The sequence below is a fragment of the Arenibaculum sp. genome (assembly GCF_035998295.1).
Classification (GTDB): Bacteria; Pseudomonadota; Alphaproteobacteria; order Azospirillales; family Azospirillaceae; genus DASYHS01.
Map to the genome: position 1 here is coordinate 1 of NZ_DASYHS010000226.1, position 18,963 is coordinate 18,963.

The following is an 18,963-nucleotide window of genomic DNA, read 5'->3' on the forward strand; positions in this document are numbered from 1 at the left end:
TCCGCCATGGCCTTCATCGACGGCACGGTGGTGACCATCGCCCTGCCGGCGATCCAGGTGGACCTGGACGTCGGGTTCCGGACGCTGCAATGGGTGGTCAACGCCTACACGCTGCTGCTGGGCGCGCTGATCCTGGTCGGCGGCGCGCTCGGCGACCGGTTCGGGCGGCGGCGCGTGTTCGTGGCCGGCATCGCCTTCTTCGCGGTGGCCTCCGCCGTCTGCGCCGCGGCACCCGGCGGCACCGTCCTCGTGCTGGCGCGGGCGGCGCAGGGTGTGGGCGCGGCACTCCTGGTGCCGCAGAGCCTCGCGATCATCACGGCCAGCTTCCCGCGGTCCTCGCGCGGCCGGGCCATCGGCACCTGGGCGGCGGCCTCGGCCGTCACCACGGCGCTCGGGCCGGCGCTCGGCGGCTTCCTGATCGACGTGGTGAGCTGGCGTGCCGCCTTCTGGATCAACCTGCCGCTCTCGGCCGCGGCCATCTGGCTGGCGTGGCGCCACGTGCCTGAAAGCCGTGACGACGCCGTCGGCCCCGTCGACTGGCCGGGCGCGGCGCTGGCGGTGGCGGCGGTCGGCTGCCTCACCTACGGCCTGACCCGCCTGGGGGACGGCTCGGCGCCGGCGGTGCCGCTGGCGGTGATGGCGCTGGGGGGCGTGACGCTCCTGGCTTTCCTCCGGGTCGAGCGGCGCGCCGCCAACCCCATCGTCCCGCTCGGCCTGTTCGCCTCGCGCGTCTTCGGCGGCGCCAATCTCGTGACGGTGTTCCTCTACGGGGCGCTGACCGGGGTGCTGTTCCTGCTTCCGTTCGAGCTGATCGGCCGGCGCGGGCTGTCGGCGGCCGAGACCGGGTTCGTCCTGCTGCCGCTGGGCGCCGTCATCGGCCTGCTGTCCCGGCGCTTCGGCGCGCTCGGCGACGCCCACGGCCCGCGCCGGTTCCTGGTCGCGGGCTCGACGCTGGTCGCACTCGCGGCGGGCTGGCTCGCCACCGTCCCGGAGGGGCTGGCGGCCGGGGCCGTGGCGCCGGTGACGCTGCTGGCGGTCGGCATGGCGATGGTGGTCTCGCCGCTGACGACGGCCGTGATGAACGCGGCGCCCGACAGCCAGGCTGGGGCCGCCTCGGGCATCAACAACGCCGCCAGCCGCATCGCCGGCCTCGCCGCGGTCGCCGTCTTCGGCACCGTCGCCAGCCTCGTCTACGCCGCCCTGGGCGGGGCCGCCGCCAACCGGTTCGGCACCCTGCCGCCCCCGGCCGATCCCGCCCGTGCCACGCTGGAATCCGCCTTCCTCTCGGCCTTCTCCACCGGCATGGTCCTGGCGATGCTGAGCGCCCTGGCCGCGGCGGTCACGGCGTTGGTGGCGCTGCGCGGGGAGGCCCCCGCCCCATCGAAAGGCTGAGCGTGCCGCGTCCGGGGCACCCGACCCGGGGGGCCTCGTCGGTGACCGGCCGGGCGGCCATATGCTCGTCCATCCCCCGGAACGAGGAGGCGACCATGGCTTTCGAACTGCCCCCGCTGCCTTACGCCCACGACGCGCTCGAACCGTACATGTCGTCGCAGACCCTGCACCTGCACCACGGCAAGCACCACCAGACCTATGTGAACACGCTGAACGGGCTGGTGCGCGACACGCCGCTGGAGGACGCGGACCTCGAGGAAGTGTGCAAGGTCTCCTACGGCGACCCGTCGAAGCAGACGGTCTTCAACAACGCCGGCCAGCACTGGAACCACCTGCTGTTCTGGCAGTGCATGAGGAAGGGCGGCGGCGGCGCGATCCCGGGCGAGCTGGAAAGCCGCCTGCGCGACGGCTTCGGCAGCGTCGAGGCCTTCAAGGACGAGTTCGCGAAGGCCGGCCTCGCGCAGTTCGGCAGCGGCTGGGCCTGGCTGGTCGAGGACGGCGGCCGCCTGCAGGTCATGCGCACGCCCAACGGCGAGAACCCGCTCGTCCACGGCCGGCACGCGCTGCTCGGCTGCGACGTGTGGGAGCACAGCTACTACCTCGACTACCAGAACCGGCGCGCCGACTACCTGAAGGCGTTCCTCGACAACCTCGTCGACTGGGAGTTCGTGGCGGGCCGCCTCCAGGGGCGGTGACGCTCCGGCCGCGCCCCGGAAAGCCGGTTCCACGAAGCCCGTAGACCGGTGCGCGGCGCCTGATTATGTTCCCGGTTCCGAATGCAGGGGACCGGGGCGGATGCACCAGACGCACGGCATGGTGGAGGAGCGGGCGGACCCCGCCTCGCCCGACGCGGGGCGGGGCTCGCGCCTCGTCTCCGTCGTCGTGCCGGTCTACAACGAGCGGGACGGCATCGCCGAGTTCCACCGGCGCCTCGCCGCCGTGCTCGACCGGCTGCCCCATGCCGGCGAGATCGTCTACGTCAACGACGGCAGCACCGACGGCAGCCTCGCGGCGCTGCTGGAGATCCGGGCCGCGGACGGCCGCGCCGCGGTCATCGACCTCAGCCGCAACTTCGGCAAGGAAGTCGCGATGACCGCCGGGATCGACCACGCCCGGGGCGACGCCGTGGTCGTGATCGACGCCGACCTCCAGGACCCGCCGGAACTGATCCCCGAGCTGCTGCGCTGGTGGGAGGAGGAGGGCTACGACGTCGTCTACGCCAGGCGCGAGTCGCGCGCCGGAGAGACGGCGCTGAAGAAGCTGACCTCCTATCTCTTCTACCGCGTGATCGGCCGGCTGTCGCGCGTCGACCTGCCGCCGGACAGCGGCGACTTCCGCGTGCTCAGCCGGCGCGCCGTCGACGGGCTGATGCGGGTGCGCGAGCAGCACCGCTACATGAAGGGCCTGTTCTCCTGGATCGGCTACCGGCAGAAGGCCGTGAGCTACCGGCGCGAGCCCCGTCACGCCGGCAAGACGAAATGGAACTACGTCCGGCTGTGGAACTTCTCCCTCGAGGCGATCACCAGCTTCTCGGTCCTGCCGCTCAAGGTGGCGACGTATCTCGGCCTCCTGGTGGCGCTGTTCGCGTTCTGCTACGGCGGGCTGATCATCTTCCGCACGCTCGCCTTCGGCAGCGACGTTCCCGGCTATCCCTCGATCATGGTCGTGGTGCTGCTGCTCGGCGGCATCCAGCTGACCTTCATCGGCGTGCTCGGCGAATACGTCGCGCGCATCTTCGGCGAAACCAAGCAACGCCCCCTGTACCTCATCCAGGACATCCATGAGTCTTCTCCAACCGCCGGCTCCCGCCCCGTCGACGGCCGGCGGGCTCCGTGAGCCGGACGCCGGGGGCCTGCTGACGCCCTCGGCGGCGACGCGGCTGTTCCAGGCGTTCCTCGTCCTCCACGTCGCGGTCTGGACGCTGGTCCCGGCCCTGACCCATCCCAACCTGCCGCTCGACGTGATCGAGGGGCTCGCCTGGGGGCGGGAGTGGCAGTTCGGCTACCTCAAGCACCCGCCGCTGTCGGCCTGGCTGATGGAGCTGGCCGCCCGTCTCGGCGGCGGGGCGGACTGGCCGCTCTACCTGCTGAGCCAGGTCGCGATCGCCGTCGCCTTCTGGGCGGTCTGGCGGCTGTCGCGCGAGCTGTTCACGCCTGCGCGCGCGCTCCTGGCGGTGCTGCTGCTGGAGGCGGTCTATTTCCACAACTTCACCAGCCCCGAGTTCAACGCCAACGTCGTGATGCTGCCCTTCTGGGCGCTGACGGTCCTGGCGCTGCGCCGGGCGCTGGAGACCGGCTCTCCCGCGGCCTGGGCGGCGGCCGGGCTGGCCGCCGGGCTCGGCTTCCTCGGCAAGTACTTCTTCGCGACCCTCCTGGTCCCGGCGGCCCTCCTGCTCCTGGCCGTCCCGGGATACAGGGCGCAGCTCCTGCGCCCCGGGCCCTATGTCGGGCTGCTGGTGTTCCTCGCCGTCCTGGCGCCCCATCTCGCCTGGCTGGTGGCGAACGACTTCCCGACCTTCGGCTACGCGATGGCGCGCGGCGGCGGCGGCGAGACCGGCTGGGCCGACCACGTCGTCAACCCGCTGTCCTTCCTGGGCGAGGCGGCCGGCGTGGCGCTGCCGGCCCTGGTCCTGGTCCTCCTGCTCGGCCGGCCGCGGCCCCGCTCGGCGGGACGGGCCGACGTCTTCCTGCTCGCGGTCGGCATCGGCCCGGTCGCGACCACCGCGCTGATATCGGCCCTGTTCGGCTTCGAGCTGCGCTCGATGTGGAGCACGCCGCTGTTCCTGCTCCTGGGGCCGATGCTCGTGGCGTGGCTGGCCCCGGACCCGACCCGGGCGGGGCTCCGGCGCTTCGCCGCGGGCTGGTCGGTGCTGTTCGTCTTCGCCGCACTCGCCTATGTCGCGATGATGGTGGCCGGCCCCTACGTGACCGACCGCGGCAAGCGCGGCCATTTCCCCGGCGAGCCGCTGGCGCTCGCGATCTCGTCCGCGTGGGAGGAGCGCCACGGCGCTCCCCTGCCGGTCGTCGTCGGCGACGAGTGGCTGGCCGGCACCGTCGCCTGGTACGCGCCGTCGCGCCCCTCCACCTACATCGCCGCCGACCCGCGTTTCGCGCCGTGGCTGGACGACGCCGCGGTCGCGCGCAGCGGCGCGATCCTGGTCTGGGGCGGCGGGCGGCGGGGCGAGCCCGCGGGGCCGCTGTCAGCCTCGCCCTTTGCCGGCCTGGCGGACCGGTTCCCCGGTATCGAGGAGCAGCCGCCCCTGACCGTGCCCTGGAGCACCGGCGCCGACCTGCCGCCGGTCGAGGTCGGCTGGGCGATCGTGCCGCCCAAGCCCTAGAGGCTCCGGAACCGTCCGGGCGATCCTCGGTTGCCCCTCCATGCCCCTGCCAGCCCCCTGGTCAGTCATGGAGGATCGACCGTGAGACTGAAGCCCTTGGACCGTCAGGTCGTCGTCATCACCGGCGGCACCAGCGGGATCGGCCTCGCCACCGTGCGCATGCTGGCCGAGCGGGGTGCCCGCCTCGTGATCGCGGCCCGCAACGAGGAAGCGCTGGACGCGGTGGTCGGCGAGATCCGGCACGACGGCGGGGAGGCGGTCCGCGTCGTCGCCGACGTCGGCCGCGAGGACGAGGTGAACCGCATCCGGGACGAGGCCGTCCGGCACTTCGGCGGCTTCGACACCTGGATCAACGATGTCGGGGTCTCCATCTACGGCCGCCTCGACGAGGTGTCGGTCGAGGACATGCGCCGGCTGTTCGACACCAATTTCTGGAGCCAGGTCTACGGGTCGCGCGCCGCGCTGTCCCATTTCCGCGAGCGGGGGGCGCCGGCCAAGCTGATCCCGGCCAAGCTGATAAACGTCGGCAGCGTTCTCGGCGACCGGGCGATCCCGATCCAGGGCATCTATTCCGCGTCCAAGCATGCGATCGCCGGCTTCACCGAGGCGCTGCGCATGGAGATAGACATGGAAGGTCTCCCGGTCTCCGTGACCCTGGTCAAGCCGAGCGCGATCGACACGCCCTACAAGGAGCACGCCAAGAACTACCTCGACGTGGCGCCGAAGAACCCGCCTCCGGTCTACGACGCCCGCGTCGTCGCCGAGACGATCGTCTGGGCGTGCGAGCACGACCGCCGGGACATCGTCGTGGGCGGCGGCGGACGCCTCATCGCCGCCGCCGCCGGGCTGGCGCCGCGCCTCGCCGACCGGGTGATGGCGCGCACCATGCCGTGGTTCCAGCGCTCGGGCGATCCCGCGGCCCCGCGGGGGCGCAACGACCTCTACCGGCCGATGGCGGACCTGGAGGAGCGCAGCGACTACCCCTACGTCCTCAAGAGCAGCCTGTACACCCAGGCAAAGATGCATCCCCTGGTCTCGATGGGGATCGCGCTCGGGGCGGTCGGCGTCGTGATGGGCGTGCTGCGCGCGCGGGCCCGGTACTGACCGCGCCGCACGCTCAGAACATCTGCGACGGCAGCCAGAGCGCCAGCGCCGGCACCGCGGCCAGGATGACGAGCCGCACCAGGTCGGCGAGGATGAACGGCAGGATGCCGCGCACGACCGTCCGCTGGGTCAGCCCCGGCTGGGTCGCCTGGACGACGAACAGGTTCATGCCGATCGGCGGCGTGATCAGCCCGATCTCGGCCACCGTTACGATCAGGATGCCGAACCAGACCATGTCGTAGCCCATCGCGAGCGCGACCGGCCCCAGGAACGGCACCGTCAGCAGGATCATGGACATCGAATCCATGAAGCAGCCGAGCACGACGTAGAACAGCATGATCAACACGAGCACTTCGGTCGGGCCGAGATCGCTGTTCTCGATCAGGCCGATCAGCCCGGACGGCAGGCCGGTCGTCTCCAGGAAGTAGTTGAACAGCGAGGCGCCGATCAGGATGAAGAAGATCATCCCGGTCAGCTCCGCCGTCTCCAGCACCGCGCCCCTCAGCGCGTCCCGGTCCAGCTCGCCCGAGACGACGGCGAGCAGGAACGCCCCGACCGCGCCGACGGCGGCGGCTTCCGTCGGCGAGAACCAGCCGAGATAGATGCCGCCGATCACGAGCGCGAACAGGAGCACGACGCCCCAGACCCGGCCGAGCGTGGCGATGCGGGTGGCCCAGTCCACTCGCGGCGTCGGCGGCGCCAGCTCCGGCGCCATGCGCACGCGCACGATGATCGCGACCGCGTACAGGACCGCGCCGAGAAGGCCGGGGATGATCGCGCCGATGAACAGCTGCCCGATCGAGGTCTGCGTGAGGATGCCGTAGATCACCAGCAGGATCGACGGCGGGATCAGGACGCCCAGCGTGCCGCCCGCCGCGATCGACGCCGAGGACAGCGCGTCGTCGTAGCCGTGGCGCTTCATCTCCGGCATCGCGACCCGGCCCATGGTGGCGACCGTGGCGAGCGAGGAGCCGCAGATCGCGCCGAACAGCGCGCAGGCGCCGATCGCGGTCACGGCGAGCCCGCCGCGGATATGGCCCAGGAACCCGTTCACCGCGTCGAACAGCGAGCGGGACAGGCCCGCCCGCGCGGCGAAGACCCCCATCATCACGAACAGCGGGACGACGCTCAGCGAATAGGGAAAGATCGCCTCGAAGGGCGAGGAGCCGAGGATGAAGCCGGCACCGATCCAGCCGTTGAGCAGCCAGAAGCCGCCGACGCCGACCACGCCCATCGCGACCGCGACCGGGAAGCCGAAGGCGATCAGCGCGAGCGCCAGGACGAAGCCTGCGAAGCCCAGGAGTGCGGAGCTCATCGGGCGGCCTGCGGGTGGGGGGTGGAGAAGACCGTGAGCGCCGCCGCGACGGCCGACAGCGCCAGCCCGAACAGCAGCGGCACCCAGTACCAGACGATCGGGATGCCGAGCTGCTGCGAGCGGTCGCCGTACAGCAGCTGCTGCTGGAAGGCTTCATAGCAGTACACCAGCATCAGCCCCAGCAGGCCGACGGCGGCGAGGCTCGCCAGCGCGCGCAGGGGCCGCTCGACCGCCCGCGGGAAGGATTCGACCAGCAGGTCCACCCCGACATGCGCGCCGGCCAGGAAGGCGTGGGGGATGACCAGCCAAGCGCCGCCGAGGACGCAGAGCTGGACGAGGTCGACCACGCCAGGGATCGGCATGCCGGTCTGGCGGCCGACGATGTCGGCGACCGTCAGCAGCGCCGCGGCGGCATAGGCCAGCACGCCCACGACGGCGGAAGCGAGGACGAGGGCGCGCAGCGCCTGGGCCAGGCGTCTCATGGAAAGGTCCGGGGCGGGCAGGGGAAGAGGGAAGTTGCGAGGGAGAGGACGGGGGAAGGGGCGGGCCGCGCGGGAGGTTCCGCGCGGCCCCGGCGGGATAGACGGTTATCCCTGCTTCTGGGCGAGAAGCTCGCGCATCCGGTCGTAGATCTCCCGCGCGTTCTCGACCTCGCCCGACGTCTGCTCGATATAGGCGTCGATCGTCGGCTGCAGCGTTTCGCGCCAGCGCTCACGCTCTTCCTCGCTCAGTTCGGTGATCTCGTGGCCGGCCTGCTCGGCTTCCGTGCGGCCGGCCTCGTCCCACTTGTCCCACCAGTCGCCGAACTTGGCAACGAGGTTGTCGCCCGACGCCTCGTCGATGCACTGCCGCACGTTCTCGGGCAGGGCGTCGTATTTGCGCTGGTTCATCACGAAGAAGAAGGGGACCGTGTAGGTGCCCGCCTCCAGATGGTAGTTCAGTACTTCGTTGAGGCCGAAGGACTTCACCGGATCCCACGGGAAGACCGTGCCGTCGATCACGTTCTTCTGGATGTTCTCGTAGACCTCGCCGGGCGGCAGGCCCTGGGGCGTCGCGCCCAGCGCCGTCAGCATCTCCGAGACGGCCGGGCTGGGGGTGCGCAGGCGCAGGCCCCTCAGGTCCTCCATCGTCTCGACCTTCTTGTTCGAGGTGTGGACGAGGCCGCCGTTGTGCGCGTGCAGCGCCAGCACCTTCAGGCCCTGGTACTCCGGCGCGAGGTGGTCCGGATACATCTCCCACAGCGTCTCGCTGGCCGCCCCGGCGTCGTCGGTCATGAACGGCAGCTCGATCAGCGAGGTGCGCGGGAAGCGCCCGCGCGGAATGCCGTGGAGCCCGTGCGCGATGTCGACCACGCCGGCCATCACCTGCTCCTGCTGCTTGGCGACGTTGCCGAGCTGCGTGCCGCCCGGGAAGATCTCGAACTGCACGGCGCCGCCGGTGCATTCGCTGACCTGCTCGGTCCACGGCACGATGAAGTCGGTGTGGATGCCGTGCACGGGCGGCAGGTAGTGGCTGATCTTGAGCGTCGTCTGCGCCGCCGCCGTGTCGGCGAGGAACGCCGTCGCCGAGGCGAGCAGCGCGAGCTTGATCGATTTCATGGTTTTTTCCTCCCGTCTTGGTTCCGTTCCGCCCCGGCTACAGCGCCAGGGTGATCTTGTCGCGGCGCGCGCGGGAACAGCAGGTCATCATCCGGCGGTTCTCCATTCGCTCCGATTGGGTCAGCACCTTGTCGCGGTGGTCGATCTCGCCCTCGATCACGGTCACCTCGCAGGTGCCGCAGAGCCCTTCCTCGCAATCGCTCGGCACGTCGACGCCGACGGCGCGCAACGCCTCGAGGACGGTCCGCTCCGGCGGGACGCGCACCGTCAGGCCGGAATCCTTCAGCTCGACGTCGAAGCCGATCTCCTGGCCCGGATCGAGCCGCGTGCCCGCCGACGTGAAGTGCTCGACCCGCAGCGCGCCCTCGGGCCGGTCCCGGGTCAGCGCCTCCAGGGCGGCCAGCAGCCGCTCCGGGCCGCAGGCGTAGATCTGCTCCCCCGGCCGCGGCTCGCGCAGCAGCGCCGCCAAGTCCAGGCGCCGGCCGTCCGCGGCCGGATACAGGTGCAGGCGGTCGCCGTGGTCGCGCCGCAGCCGGTCGACGAAGGCCATGCTCGCCAGCGAGCGGCCCGCATAGTGGATCGCGTAGTCCTTGCCCAGACGCTTCAGGCGGTCGGCCATGGCGACGATGGGCGTGATGCCGATCCCGCCGGCGACCAGCAGGTAGGACGCCGCACCCTCGTCCAGGCGGAAATGGTTCTTCGGGCCGCGGATGCGGATCATGGCCCCGGGGGCCACGCGCTCGTGGATGAAGGCCGATCCGCCGCGCCCGGCCTGCTCCCTGAGGACGGCTACCTGCAGGCGGCGTTCGTCGTCGCTCCGGCCGCACAGCGAGTATTTGCGCACATGCTCGCCGACGATCACGTCGATATGCGCCCCCGGGCTCCAGCTCGGCAGCTTGCGTCCGCGCGGGTCCTCCAGCGTCAGCTGGACGATGCCCTCGGCTTCGCGATGCACCTCGCGGACGCGCACCTGGCGGGCCGCGTCCTGCTTGGCCGGCGCCCCGATGCGGAAGGACAGCGGCCGGTCCAGGATGCCGGGGTCGCGCCGCTCGGGATTGCGCTCCGGGTCCCACCGGACCCGCAGGTGGTCGGGCCCGCGGAAGGACGTGTTCGGCAGGAACGTGAAGGTCTGGCCCGGCACCAGCTCCATGTGCGGCAGGCGCCGGGTGAACTCCTCGAGGAAGATGCGCATCTCCAGCCGGGCCAGGTTCTTGCCCATGCACTGGTGGCTGCCGTAGCCGAAGGTCAGGTGGTCGGTCGTGTTGTCGCGGTAGACGTCCAGCTCGTCCGGGTTCTCGAAATGGCGCCCGTCGTGGTTGGCCGAGGCGCTGACGATCAGCAGCTTCGACCCCTCGGGGATGGCGACGCCGCCGACGCGCGTGTCGGCGGTCGCGATCCGGCGCCACGCGACGACCGAGCCGGAATGGCGCAGGCATTCCTCGACCGCGTTGGGGATCAGCGACGGGTTGGCGCAGACGTCCTCCCACACCTCCCGGTTCTCCAGCAGCCGGCGCAGCATGTTGGCCGAGGCATGGGCCGTCGTCTCGTGCGCCGCGACGATGCCGGCCATCATCATGGAGTGCAGGTAGGAATCGGTGACGACCTCCGGCAGCTCCTTCTGCCGCCGGATCGCGTACTGCATCCAGCCGTGCCCGGACGGGTCCTGGCGCATCTTGTCCAGCACCTTGCCGGCGAACTGCCAGAACCTGCCCACCGCCTCGGCGACCGCGACCTGCTCCTCGGGCGACGGCCGCCCCCAGGTGTTGACGGTGTGGGCGATCGAATAATCCCGCAGGGTGTCCATGTCCTCCTCGGGCACGCCGAGGAAGTGCAGGGCCACCGTCAGCGGGATCTCCCACAGCATCTCGTCGACCAGGTCGGCCTCGCCCCGGTCGATGATGCGGTCCAGGTACTCGCGCGTCAGCCGCCGGACCATCGGCTCGTGATGGGCCAGCTCCGCCAGGGTGAAGGATTCCATCAGCGCGCGCCGCCGCTCCATGTGCGCGGGCTCGTCCTCGTTCACGAGCGTGCGGTTCATCGCGTAGTCGTAGCGCTTCAGCGTGTCCTGCGCTTCCTGCGACACCGGCGTGATCTTCTCCAGCGCGATCGCGGGCGAGAACACCGCGTTGTCGCGGAAGACCGCCTTGACGTCGTCGTAGCGGCTGACGACCCAATAGCCGAGCTTCGGGCTGTAGAACACCGGCTCCTGCTCGCGCGACCAGCGCAGGGCTTCGGCCGGGTCGACCTGGTACGGCCCCTCGAAGGGATCGAAGGCGGCGGCCTCCGCCGAAACCGGGCAGCCGGTCGGCGCGGCCGGGGCGGCGCGGTGGAACGGGCAGGCGCCGCCCTGGGCGGCCGGTCCCGGGTGCGCAGCGTCGGCGGCGGGATGTCGGTTCATCGCGGGCCTCCTGGTGCGTCCACTTGCGTTACGGATAGCGCGACGGTATGTTCGGTAGGCGAACTTAAGCCGCCTTTCCTTCGAGGTCAAGGGATCGGACGCCGCCCGGGACAGCCCGCCTCGCCGGAACACCTGAGATGACGATGAAGGCCACGAACCTGCTGCAGACGCTCGACCGGGGCCTCCAGGCGCTCGAGATCGTCGCTCAGCAGCCGAACGGCATCACGGTCGCCGAGCTGGCGGCGAGGCTCGACGTCCACCGGGCCATCGCCTACCGCGTCGTCTCGACGCTGGAGGCGCACGGCCTGGTCTCGCGCGCCGCCGAGGGGCAGGTCTTCCTGGGCGGCGGCATCCTGGTCCTGGCCTCCCGGTTCGAGCCGCAGCTTCGCTCGGTGGCCCGGCCGCTCCTGCACGATCTGGCCGGGGAGACCCGGGCGACCGCGTTCCTGTCGGTGCCGCAGGGCGGCGATTGCGTCGTGATCATGGTGGCCGAGCCGGAGGAGGGCCTGTTGCGCGTCGGCTACCGCGTCGGCAGCCGCCATCCCCTCGACCTGGGCGCCGCCGGCATCGCGATTCTGGCCGGCCGGCCGGAACGGCCGGACGATCCGGACGCCGTCCGCCAGGCGAGGCTGGACGGCTACAGCCTGACCCGGGGCCAGTTGCAGCGGGGCGCGGTCGGCGTCGCCAGCCCCATCCATGCGCCGTCCCGCCCGCAGCCCGGCTTCGAGGCCTGCGTCGGCGTCGTCGCGATGGACGACCTGGACACCGCGACCGCGATCGCCGCCGTCAAGGCGCGCGCCGGCGAACTGGCGGCGCTGGTCCGCTAGAGCTTTCCGGTTCATCCGGAAAGCTCAGGGGCGCGACCGCGTCCCCGCCCCGCCAGGGGCGAAAAGCTGAGAAAGACCTGTTCGCCGGCCGGGCCGCGCCCGACGCAACCCCGGGCGCTCCCGATCCCCATCCCCGCCAAGATCTCCGCCAGGGCCACGTGGCGCAACGCCGCCCTTGACCCGCCCGGCTTGCCGCGATAACGATATGCGAGCGAGCGCTTGCTCGCATAATTGGGAAAGGGGGCGCCGATGAAGGCGGGGGCCGGCACGAAGGCGGGCAAGGAGAAGAAGGCGGCGATCATGGCGGCGGCGGAGCGCCTCTTCGCCGAGCGCGGCGTGGCCGCGACCTCGACCCGCGACATCGCGCGCGAGCTCGGCATCGGCGACGCGTCGCTCTACCGCCACTTCCCCTCGAAGGAGGTCCTCGTGGCCGAGCTGTTCGCCGACGGCTACCGGGAGTACGGGCGGCTGCTCCGGGCCGCCGCCGACGGCAAGCGGGGCGGCCGCGCCCGGCTCTCGGCGATGGTGCGCGAGGTCTGCCGCCTCGCGGACGAGGACGCCGCCCGCTTCACCTTCCTGCTGCTCGCCCAGCACGGCGGGCTGCCGACGGTGGAAGTCGGCACCGACAGCCCCGTCGACGCGGTCCGGGCCTGCCTCGCGGAAGCGCTTCCGGAGGCCGACGCCGAACTTGCGGCCGCGGTCGCGATCGGGGTCGTCCTCCAGGCGGCGACCTTCCGGGCCTACGGCCGGATCGCGCGCCCGATGTCCGAGCTCGCGCCGACGCTCGCGGACGCGGCCTGGGCGGCGGCCTGCGCCTGCGTCGCACGGACGCCGGAATGAGCGCTTCACCCGACGACCGGCCGGCCCGCGGACCTGAAGCCGCCCGCCAGGAGGACACGCACATGGCACACGGGACCTCGACCTTCGGACTGCTCGCCAAGCGGCGGTTCGGCTTCCTCTTCGCAACCCAGTTCCTGGGCGCGTTCAACGACAACCTCTTCAAGTCGGCACTGACCATCCTGATCGCCTTCCGGCTCGTCGAGGGCGAGGCGGGCGCGCTGCTGGTGACGCTCGCGGCCGGCCTCTTCGTCCTGCCCTTCTTCCTGTTCTCCGCGCATGCCGGCCTGCTCGCCGACAAGTGCCAGCGGAGCGTGATGACCCGCTGGATCAAGGGCGTGGAGGTCGGGGTCATGGCCTTCGGCGCCTGGGCGATCCTCGCCGGGAGCGTGCCGGCGATGCTGGCGCTCGTCTTTCTCATGGGCGCCCAGTCGACCTATTTCGGGCCGATCAAGTACGGCCTGCTGCCCGACCATCTCGGGGAGGACGAGCTTCTCGGCGGCAACGCCCTGATCGAGGCCGGGACGTTCCTCTCGATCCTGCTCGGCACGATCGCGGGCGGCCTCGTCCTCGTCGTGCCCGGCGGCGAGTCCTGGGCCGCCATCGGCGTCGTGGCCGTCGCGGTCGTCGGCTTCGCTCTCTCCTTCGGGATACCCGACGCGCCTGTGCGCTCGCCCGGCCTGCGCGTCGGGTTCAATCTCTGGGCCCAGACCCGCGACGTGGTCCGGCACGCGCGCTCCTCGCGCAACGCCTTCCTGGCGATCCTCGGGATCAGCTGGTTCTGGTTCACGGGCGCTACGTTCCTCTCGCAGTTCCCGGCCTTCGTCCGCGACGTGCTGGGCGGCGACGAGACGGTCGTGACGCTGCTGCTGGTCTGCTTCTCCGTCGGCGTCGGCCTCGGCTCGCTCGGCTGCAACCGCCTCCTCGGCGGCAAGGTGAGCGCCCGCTACGTGCCCGCCGCCGCGATCGCGATCACCGCCTTCACGGTGGACCTGTACCTCGCCTCGTCCGGCCGGGTCCCCGCGGCCGGGGCGGTCTCGGCGCAAGCCTTCCTCGCCGATCCCGCGAACTGGCGCGTGATGGCCGACCTCCTCGCCATCGCGGTCTCGGGCGGCATGTTCGTGGTCCCGCTCTACGCGATCCTCCAGACGACGTCCGAGCCCGAGCACCGCTCGCGCGACATCGCGGCCAACAACGTCGTCAACTCCGCGTTCACGGTCGCCTCCGCCCTTCTCTGCCTGGCGCTGCTGGCCGTCGGGCTGTCGGTGCCTGAGATCTTCCTCGCCCAGGGGATCGCCAACGCGGCCGTCGCGCTGTTCGTCTGCCTGCTCCTGCCGGAGACGCTCCTCAAGGGCGCCCTGCGCCTCGCGCTGCGGACCCTGTTCCGCGTCGAGGTCAGGGGCCTCGATCACGTCCCCGCCGACGGGCGCGCCATCTACGTCGCGAACCATCTCTCCTTCCTGGACGCGCCCATGCTGGCGGCGTTCCTCCCGGGCAAGCCCGCCTTTGCGGTCAACACCCACATCGCGAAGCGCTGGTGGGTCCGGCCCGCGCTCCAGCTCGTCAACGCCGTCACCGTCGACCCGACGAGCCCCATGGCGACCAAGACGCTGATCAAGGTCGTCCGCGGGGGCGAGCGGCTCGCGATCTTCCCCGAGGGCCGCATCACGACGACGGGCAGCCTGATGAAGGTCTACGAGGGGCCGGGCCTGATCGCGGACAAGTCGGACGCCCCGATCGTCCCCATCCACATCGAAGGCCTCCAGCGCTCCAAGACGAGCCGGATGCACGGCAAGATGAGGCTCTCCTGGTTCCCGAAGGTGACGATCACCGTCCACCCGCCGGTCCGGCCCCGGATCGAAGCAGGGCTGGTCGGCGCCAGGCGCCGCCAGCGCATGGGCGTCTGGCTCCAGGACCTCATGACCGAGATCGCCTTCCGCTCGACGGACCTCGACCGCACGCTCTTCGATGCCGTCGTCGATGCCCGCGACCTCTTCGGCCCCGAGCGCGAGGCCCTGGTCGACCAGAACTTCCAGCCGCTCACGGCGGCGCGGCTGGTCCTGGGCTCCCTCGTCCTCGGCCGCCGGCTCTCCCGGCTCGCCCGGCGCGGCGAGGCGGTGGGCGTGCTGCTCCCGAACTCCGTCGGCGCCGCCGTCACCTTCTTCGCCCTCCAGTCCCGCGGGCTCGTCCCGGCGATGCTGAACTTCACCGCGGGCGGCGACGGCATGGCGCAGGCGGCCCGCGCGGCCGAGGTCGGGACCGTGCTGACCTCGCGGCTCTTCGTCGAGCGCGCCAAGCTCCAGGGCGCGGTCACCCATCTCGAGCGGAGCTGCCGCATCGTCTGGCTGGAGGACGTCAGGGGCGGGATCGGCCTCCTGGACAAGCTGCTGGACGTGCTGGCCGCGCGGTTCCGGGCCCTTCGCCCGGCCTCGCCGGCGGCGGACGACGCGGCCGTCATCCTCTTCACCTCGGGCTCCGAGGGCGCACCCAAGGGCGTCGTGCTGAGCCACCGGAACATCCTCGCGAACTGCGCGCAGATCGCATCCCGGATCGCGTTCAACCCGACGGACAAGGTCATGAACGCGATGCCGGTGTTCCACAGCTTCGGCCTGACGGGCGGCCTCGTCCTCCCGGTGCTCTCGGGCGTCAAGGTCTTCATGTATCCCTCGCCGCTCCACTACAAGATCATCCCGGAGCTCTGCTACGGCGAGAACGCGACCATCCTCTTCGCGACGGACACCTTCCTCGCGGGCTATGCGAGGAAGGCGCATCCCTACGACTTCTATTCCCTGCGCATGGTCGTCGCCGGCGCCGAGAGGGTGAGGGACGAGACCCGGCAGACCTGGACGGACAAGTTCGGGCTGCGTATCCTCGAAGGCTACGGGGCGACCGAGTGCTCGCCCGTCGTCGCGGTCAACACGCCGATGCACTTCAAGGCCGGGACCGTCGGCCGGACGCTCCCCGGCATCGAGACCCGCGTCGAGCCCGTTCCCGGCATCGAGGGCGCCGGCCGCCTCTGGGTCCGCGGCCCCAGCGTGATGAAGGGATACATGCGGGTCGAGCGGCCGGGCGTGGTGCAGCCCCTCGACGACGGCTGGTACGACACCGGCGACATCGTCGCCGTCGACGAGCAGGGCTTCGTCGCGATCCGCGGCCGCGCCAAGCGCTTCGCGAAGGTCGGGGGCGAGATGGTGAGCCTGGCCGCCGCCGAGGCCGCCGCCTCCGCCGTCTGGCCCGAGGCGGCCCACGCGGTGGTGGCGCTGCCCGACCCCAGGAAGGGCGAGCAGCTCGCCCTGCTCACCACCCGGCCGGGCGCCGGGCGCCGCGAGCTCCTGGAGTTCGCCAAGGCCAGGGGCATCGCCGAGATCGCGCTGCCGAGGCTGGTGATCGTCGTCGCCGAGGTCCCGCTGCTCGGCACCGGCAAGACCGACTACGTACGCGCCCAGGCGCTCGCCGCGGAACTCGCGTCCGGCGCCGCCGTGCCCGCGGACTGAGGTGGCGGGGGTTAGTCGGCCGCCGAGCGCGCCGGGGCCGGGGGCGGAGCCGCCGCCGGGGCCGGGGCCCCGCGGATCGTCAGCACCCGCCACAGGCCGATCGAGAAGCTCGCGATGTCGGCCGCGAAGGCGGGCAGGGAGCCGACCATCCAGTCGTGGGTCATCCAGAACGGCCCGGCGCACAGCATCAGCACGCGCAGCGCCGTCGTGTTGGTCTGCATGCGCCCGAGCGTGATGAAAGCCAGCCCGGCCGCCGAGAAGAACGACGGCGCGCCGCTCCAGGTGAGGGCGGCGGCCGTGGCGATGACCGGGATCAGCGCCAGGTAGAAGGCGTACAGGCCCGGCCGCCGCCCGAGCGGGATGGCGGCCAGGACCTGCGCGAAGCTCAGCGCCTGCATGATCGCCGCCGTGTGCGCGCCGAGCAGCAGGTAGTGGAAGCCCAGCCCGAACGCGATGCCGAGCTGCGCCGTCAGCATCCCCGTGCGGCTGCGGAACAGAGGCCAGGAGACGAGGCAGGCCATCCCGATCACGCCGAACAGGCTTGCGAGCGGGTCGGCGAGGAATGTGTCGAGCATGATGGTTCCGGTCCGGACGGGCGCGCGATAGCACCATGCCGGCCCGCCGCCCGTCAACGGCGCGCTCCGCCGGCCGTTCCCGGTAATCACCTGTGCTATTCCGCCATTCCTGCTATACAGGCGGTTGTTGCGATCGAAGGTGGATGCTGGGGGGCATCGATGGGTAGCCACGTCGACGACCGCGCGGGCACGCGGTCGCCAGGGTCCGGCCGTGCGTTGCACACACTTGCGGCGGCGGGCTGCGTCCTGGCGGCGGCAGCCTCCGTCGCCGCCGCGCAGACCGTCGAGGACCTCGCCCGCCTGTCGATCGAGGAGCTTGCCGCCATCGAGGTGACCTCCGCCTCGAGGAGGGCGCAACCTCTAAGCGAGACCGCCGCCGCCATCTACGTCATCACCGCCGAGGACATACGGCGTTCCGGCGTGGGCAGCCTTCCCGAGGCGCTGCGCCTCGCCCCGAACCTGCAAGTGGCGCGCCTCAACGCCTACAACTACGCGATCACCGCGCGCGGCTTCAACTCGCCGGAAGCGGCCAACAAGCTCCTCGTGCTCGTGGACGGGCGGACCGTGTACTCGCCCTTCGCCGGCACCGTGTTCTGGGAGTCCGTCGCCGTCCCGCTTCCCGACGTCGAGCGGATCGAGGTGATCAGCGGGCCGGGCGGCACGCTGTGGGGGGCGAACGCGGTCAACGGCGTGATCAACATCATCACCCGCCACTCCAGCGAGAGCCAGGGCGTCCTGGTCGATGCCGGCGCCGGCAACGCCGAGCGCAAGGCCACGGTCCGCTACGGCGGCGACATCGGCGACGATGCGACCTTCAGGGTCTATGCCTCCCGCTTCGACCGCTCGGACACGGAGCCGGTGCTGCCCAACGACACCGTGCCGGATGCCTTCCGCGGGTCCCAGGCCGGCTTCCGCATGGACCTGGGCGACGGGGACGACGCCTACACGCTGCAAGGCGACATCTACCGAAACTACACGGAGTTCCTGGACCAGACGCTGCGCGGCGGCAACGTCCTCGGCCGGTGGACCCGCCAGCTCGGCCCGGACTCGGCCTTCGAGCTGCAGGCCTATTACGACGTCAAGATCCGCGACTACGCCGTCGCCTACGACTCGCTCAAGACGTTCGACGTCCAGGCCCAGCACGGCCTGACCTTCGGCGACGGGCACCGGTTCGTCTGGGGCGGCGAGTACCGCGTGTGGCGGTCGCTCTTCGAATCACAGGTGGTTTTCGGCTTCCAGGAACCCGAAGCCACGCTCTCGGTCGGCAGCGCGTTCGCCCAGGCGGAGTTCGCGCTCACGCCCGACCTCCGGCTGACGCTCGGCTCCAAGGTCGAGGTCGACAGCCACACCGGTGCCAACGTCCTGCCCAACCTGCGCCTCGCCTGGCAGGTCGACGAGGCGCACATGCTCTGGTCTGCGGTGTCGCGCGCCGTGCGCACGCCGTCCAGGATCGACCGCGAGTTGTCGGGGGGCGGCATACTGGTGCCGGCGCCGGACTTCCGGGTCGAGAAGCTGACCGCCTACGAGATCGGCTATCGGGGGCAGCCCACCGCGCGCTCCAGCTTGTCCGTCTCGGCCTACTACAACGTCTACGACGACCTGCGGACGCTGGGATCGACGAACGGCGGGCTGCCGTTCCAGCTGCGCAACGACATGGGGGGCGAGACCTACGGGGTCGAGGCCTGGGGCACCTACAGCGTCCGCGACTGGTGGCGGCTCCGGGCCGGGTTCGACTGGATGCGCAAGGACCTCGACCTTGAGCCCGGCACCGCCGACCTTTCGGGGCGCCAGGCCGCCGGCCAGGACCCGCGCCACCAGGCCCAGCTCCGCTCCGAGATGGACCTCGGCGACGGCTGGTGGCTCGACCTGGCCCTGCGCCGGGTCGGCAGGGTGCCCCCGACCCGGGTTCCCGCCTATACCGAGGTCGACGCGCATGTCGGCTGGCAGGTGACGCCCGCGCTGAACCTGTCGCTGCACGGGGTGAACCTGCTGGATGAGACCCATCCGGAGGTGAACAACCCCGCCACGAGCCCGCCCCGCCTCATCGGCCGTACGATCCACGCCAAGTTGCGCGCGGAATTCTGAG

At 71.5% G+C, this 18,963-nt stretch carries 14 protein-coding genes; 9 read left to right on the forward strand and 5 right to left on the reverse strand.

Annotated elements, in window-relative coordinates:
• From VGO20_RS21865 to VGO20_RS21885, 5 genes are all read left to right on the forward strand, one after another.
• Positions 1-1,392 (forward strand): MFS transporter (locus tag VGO20_RS21865; RefSeq protein WP_327504505.1); only part of this gene is annotated, 1,392 nt, incomplete at its 5' end.
• A gap of 95 nt (positions 1,393-1,487) precedes the next feature.
• Positions 1,488-2,087, forward strand: coding sequence for a superoxide dismutase (locus VGO20_RS21870; protein ID WP_327504506.1), 600 nt, complete (start codon positions 1,488-1,490; stop codon positions 2,085-2,087).
• A 100-nt stretch (positions 2,088-2,187) separates the two neighbouring features.
• A complete protein-coding gene (locus tag VGO20_RS21875; RefSeq protein ID WP_327504507.1) occupies positions 2,188-3,228 on the forward strand; it encodes a glycosyltransferase family 2 protein in 1,041 nt (346 codons plus the stop codon).
• Positions 3,173-4,729, forward strand: coding sequence for a glycosyltransferase family 39 protein (locus VGO20_RS21880; protein WP_327504508.1), 1,557 nt, complete (start codon positions 3,173-3,175; stop codon positions 4,727-4,729). Before VGO20_RS21875 ends, VGO20_RS21880 begins: the two co-directional genes overlap by 56 nt.
• Positions 4,730-4,810: 81 nt before the next feature.
• The gene (locus tag VGO20_RS21885; RefSeq protein ID WP_327504509.1) at positions 4,811-5,833 is read left to right on the forward strand and encodes an SDR family oxidoreductase; all 1,023 of its coding nucleotides are present in this window, start codon (positions 4,811-4,813) and stop codon (positions 5,831-5,833) included.
• A 13-nt stretch (positions 5,834-5,846) separates the two neighbouring features.
• Here VGO20_RS21885 and VGO20_RS21890 read toward each other — a convergent pair whose 3' ends face one another.
• The 4 genes from VGO20_RS21890 to VGO20_RS21905 all read right to left on the reverse strand — a co-directional run bounded on the left by VGO20_RS21890 (position 5,847) and on the right by VGO20_RS21905 (position 11,144).
• Positions 5,847-7,148, reverse strand: a complete 1,302-nt coding sequence (locus tag VGO20_RS21890) for a TRAP transporter large permease (RefSeq protein WP_327504510.1) — start codon at positions 7,146-7,148, stop codon at positions 5,847-5,849.
• A complete protein-coding gene (locus tag VGO20_RS21895; RefSeq protein ID WP_327504511.1) occupies positions 7,145-7,630 on the reverse strand; it encodes a TRAP transporter small permease in 486 nt (161 codons plus the stop codon). Before VGO20_RS21895 ends, VGO20_RS21890 begins: the two co-directional genes overlap by 4 nt.
• Before the next feature lie 105 nt (positions 7,631-7,735).
• Positions 7,736-8,746, reverse strand: coding sequence for a TRAP transporter substrate-binding protein (locus VGO20_RS21900; protein ID WP_327504512.1), 1,011 nt, complete (start codon positions 8,744-8,746; stop codon positions 7,736-7,738).
• 37 nt (positions 8,747-8,783) lie between these two features.
• Positions 8,784-11,144: a cytochrome P450/oxidoreductase gene (locus VGO20_RS21905; RefSeq protein WP_327504513.1), complete on the reverse strand. Its 2,361-nt coding sequence runs from the start codon at positions 11,142-11,144 to the stop codon at positions 8,784-8,786.
• A 137-nt stretch (positions 11,145-11,281) separates the two neighbouring features.
• Here VGO20_RS21905 and VGO20_RS21910 point away from each other — a divergent pair, with 137 nt between their 5' ends.
• From VGO20_RS21910 to VGO20_RS21920, 3 genes are all read left to right on the forward strand, one after another.
• Entirely contained in the window at positions 11,282-11,971 is a 690-nt protein-coding gene (locus VGO20_RS21910; protein WP_327504514.1) for an IclR family transcriptional regulator, read from the forward strand.
• 249 nt (positions 11,972-12,220) lie between these two features.
• On the forward strand, positions 12,221-12,811 hold the full coding sequence (locus tag VGO20_RS21915) for a TetR/AcrR family transcriptional regulator (RefSeq protein ID WP_327504515.1): 591 nt from the start codon (positions 12,221-12,223) through the stop codon (positions 12,809-12,811).
• A gap of 62 nt (positions 12,812-12,873) precedes the next feature.
• Positions 12,874-16,302, forward strand: coding sequence for an acyl-[ACP]--phospholipid O-acyltransferase (locus VGO20_RS21920; protein ID WP_327504516.1), 3,429 nt, complete (start codon positions 12,874-12,876; stop codon positions 16,300-16,302).
• An 11-nt stretch (positions 16,303-16,313) separates the two neighbouring features.
• Here the strand turns inward: VGO20_RS21920 and VGO20_RS21925 are convergent, their stop codons facing one another.
• Positions 16,314-16,877, reverse strand: coding sequence for a YgjV family protein (locus VGO20_RS21925; protein ID WP_327504517.1), 564 nt, complete (start codon positions 16,875-16,877; stop codon positions 16,314-16,316).
• 159 nt (positions 16,878-17,036) lie between these two features.
• On the opposite strand from VGO20_RS21925, the gene VGO20_RS21930 reads away from it, so the two are divergent.
• The gene (locus VGO20_RS21930) at positions 17,037-18,962 is read left to right on the forward strand and encodes a TOL_0244 family TonB-dependent receptor (protein WP_327504518.1); all 1,926 of its coding nucleotides are present in this window, start codon (positions 17,037-17,039) and stop codon (positions 18,960-18,962) included.
• Position 18,963 lies beyond the last annotated feature (1 nt).

Coding starts and splice junctions, on each gene's coding strand:
- VGO20_RS21895 (WP_327504511.1), bottom strand. CDS start 7,630: ATGAGACGCCTGGCCCAGGCGCTGCGCGCCCTCGTCCTCGCTTCCGCC.
- VGO20_RS21910 (WP_327504514.1), top strand. CDS start 11,282: ATGACGATGAAGGCCACGAACCTGCTGCAGACGCTCGACCGGGGCCTC.
- VGO20_RS21880 (WP_327504508.1), top strand. CDS start 3,173: ATGAGTCTTCTCCAACCGCCGGCTCCCGCCCCGTCGACGGCCGGCGGG.
- VGO20_RS21920 (WP_327504516.1), top strand. CDS start 12,874: ATGGCACACGGGACCTCGACCTTCGGACTGCTCGCCAAGCGGCGGTTC.
- VGO20_RS21915 (WP_327504515.1), top strand. CDS start 12,221: ATGAAGGCGGGGGCCGGCACGAAGGCGGGCAAGGAGAAGAAGGCGGCG.
- VGO20_RS21870 (WP_327504506.1), top strand. CDS start 1,488: ATGGCTTTCGAACTGCCCCCGCTGCCTTACGCCCACGACGCGCTCGAA.
- VGO20_RS21925 (WP_327504517.1), bottom strand. CDS start 16,877: ATGCTCGACACATTCCTCGCCGACCCGCTCGCAAGCCTGTTCGGCGTG.
- VGO20_RS21875 (WP_327504507.1), top strand. CDS start 2,188: ATGCACCAGACGCACGGCATGGTGGAGGAGCGGGCGGACCCCGCCTCG.
- VGO20_RS21905 (WP_327504513.1), bottom strand. CDS start 11,144: ATGAACCGACATCCCGCCGCCGACGCTGCGCACCCGGGACCGGCCGCC.
- VGO20_RS21890 (WP_327504510.1), bottom strand. CDS start 7,148: ATGAGCTCCGCACTCCTGGGCTTCGCAGGCTTCGTCCTGGCGCTCGCG.
- VGO20_RS21900 (WP_327504512.1), bottom strand. CDS start 8,746: ATGAAATCGATCAAGCTCGCGCTGCTCGCCTCGGCGACGGCGTTCCTC.
- VGO20_RS21930 (WP_327504518.1), top strand. CDS start 17,037: ATGGGTAGCCACGTCGACGACCGCGCGGGCACGCGGTCGCCAGGGTCC.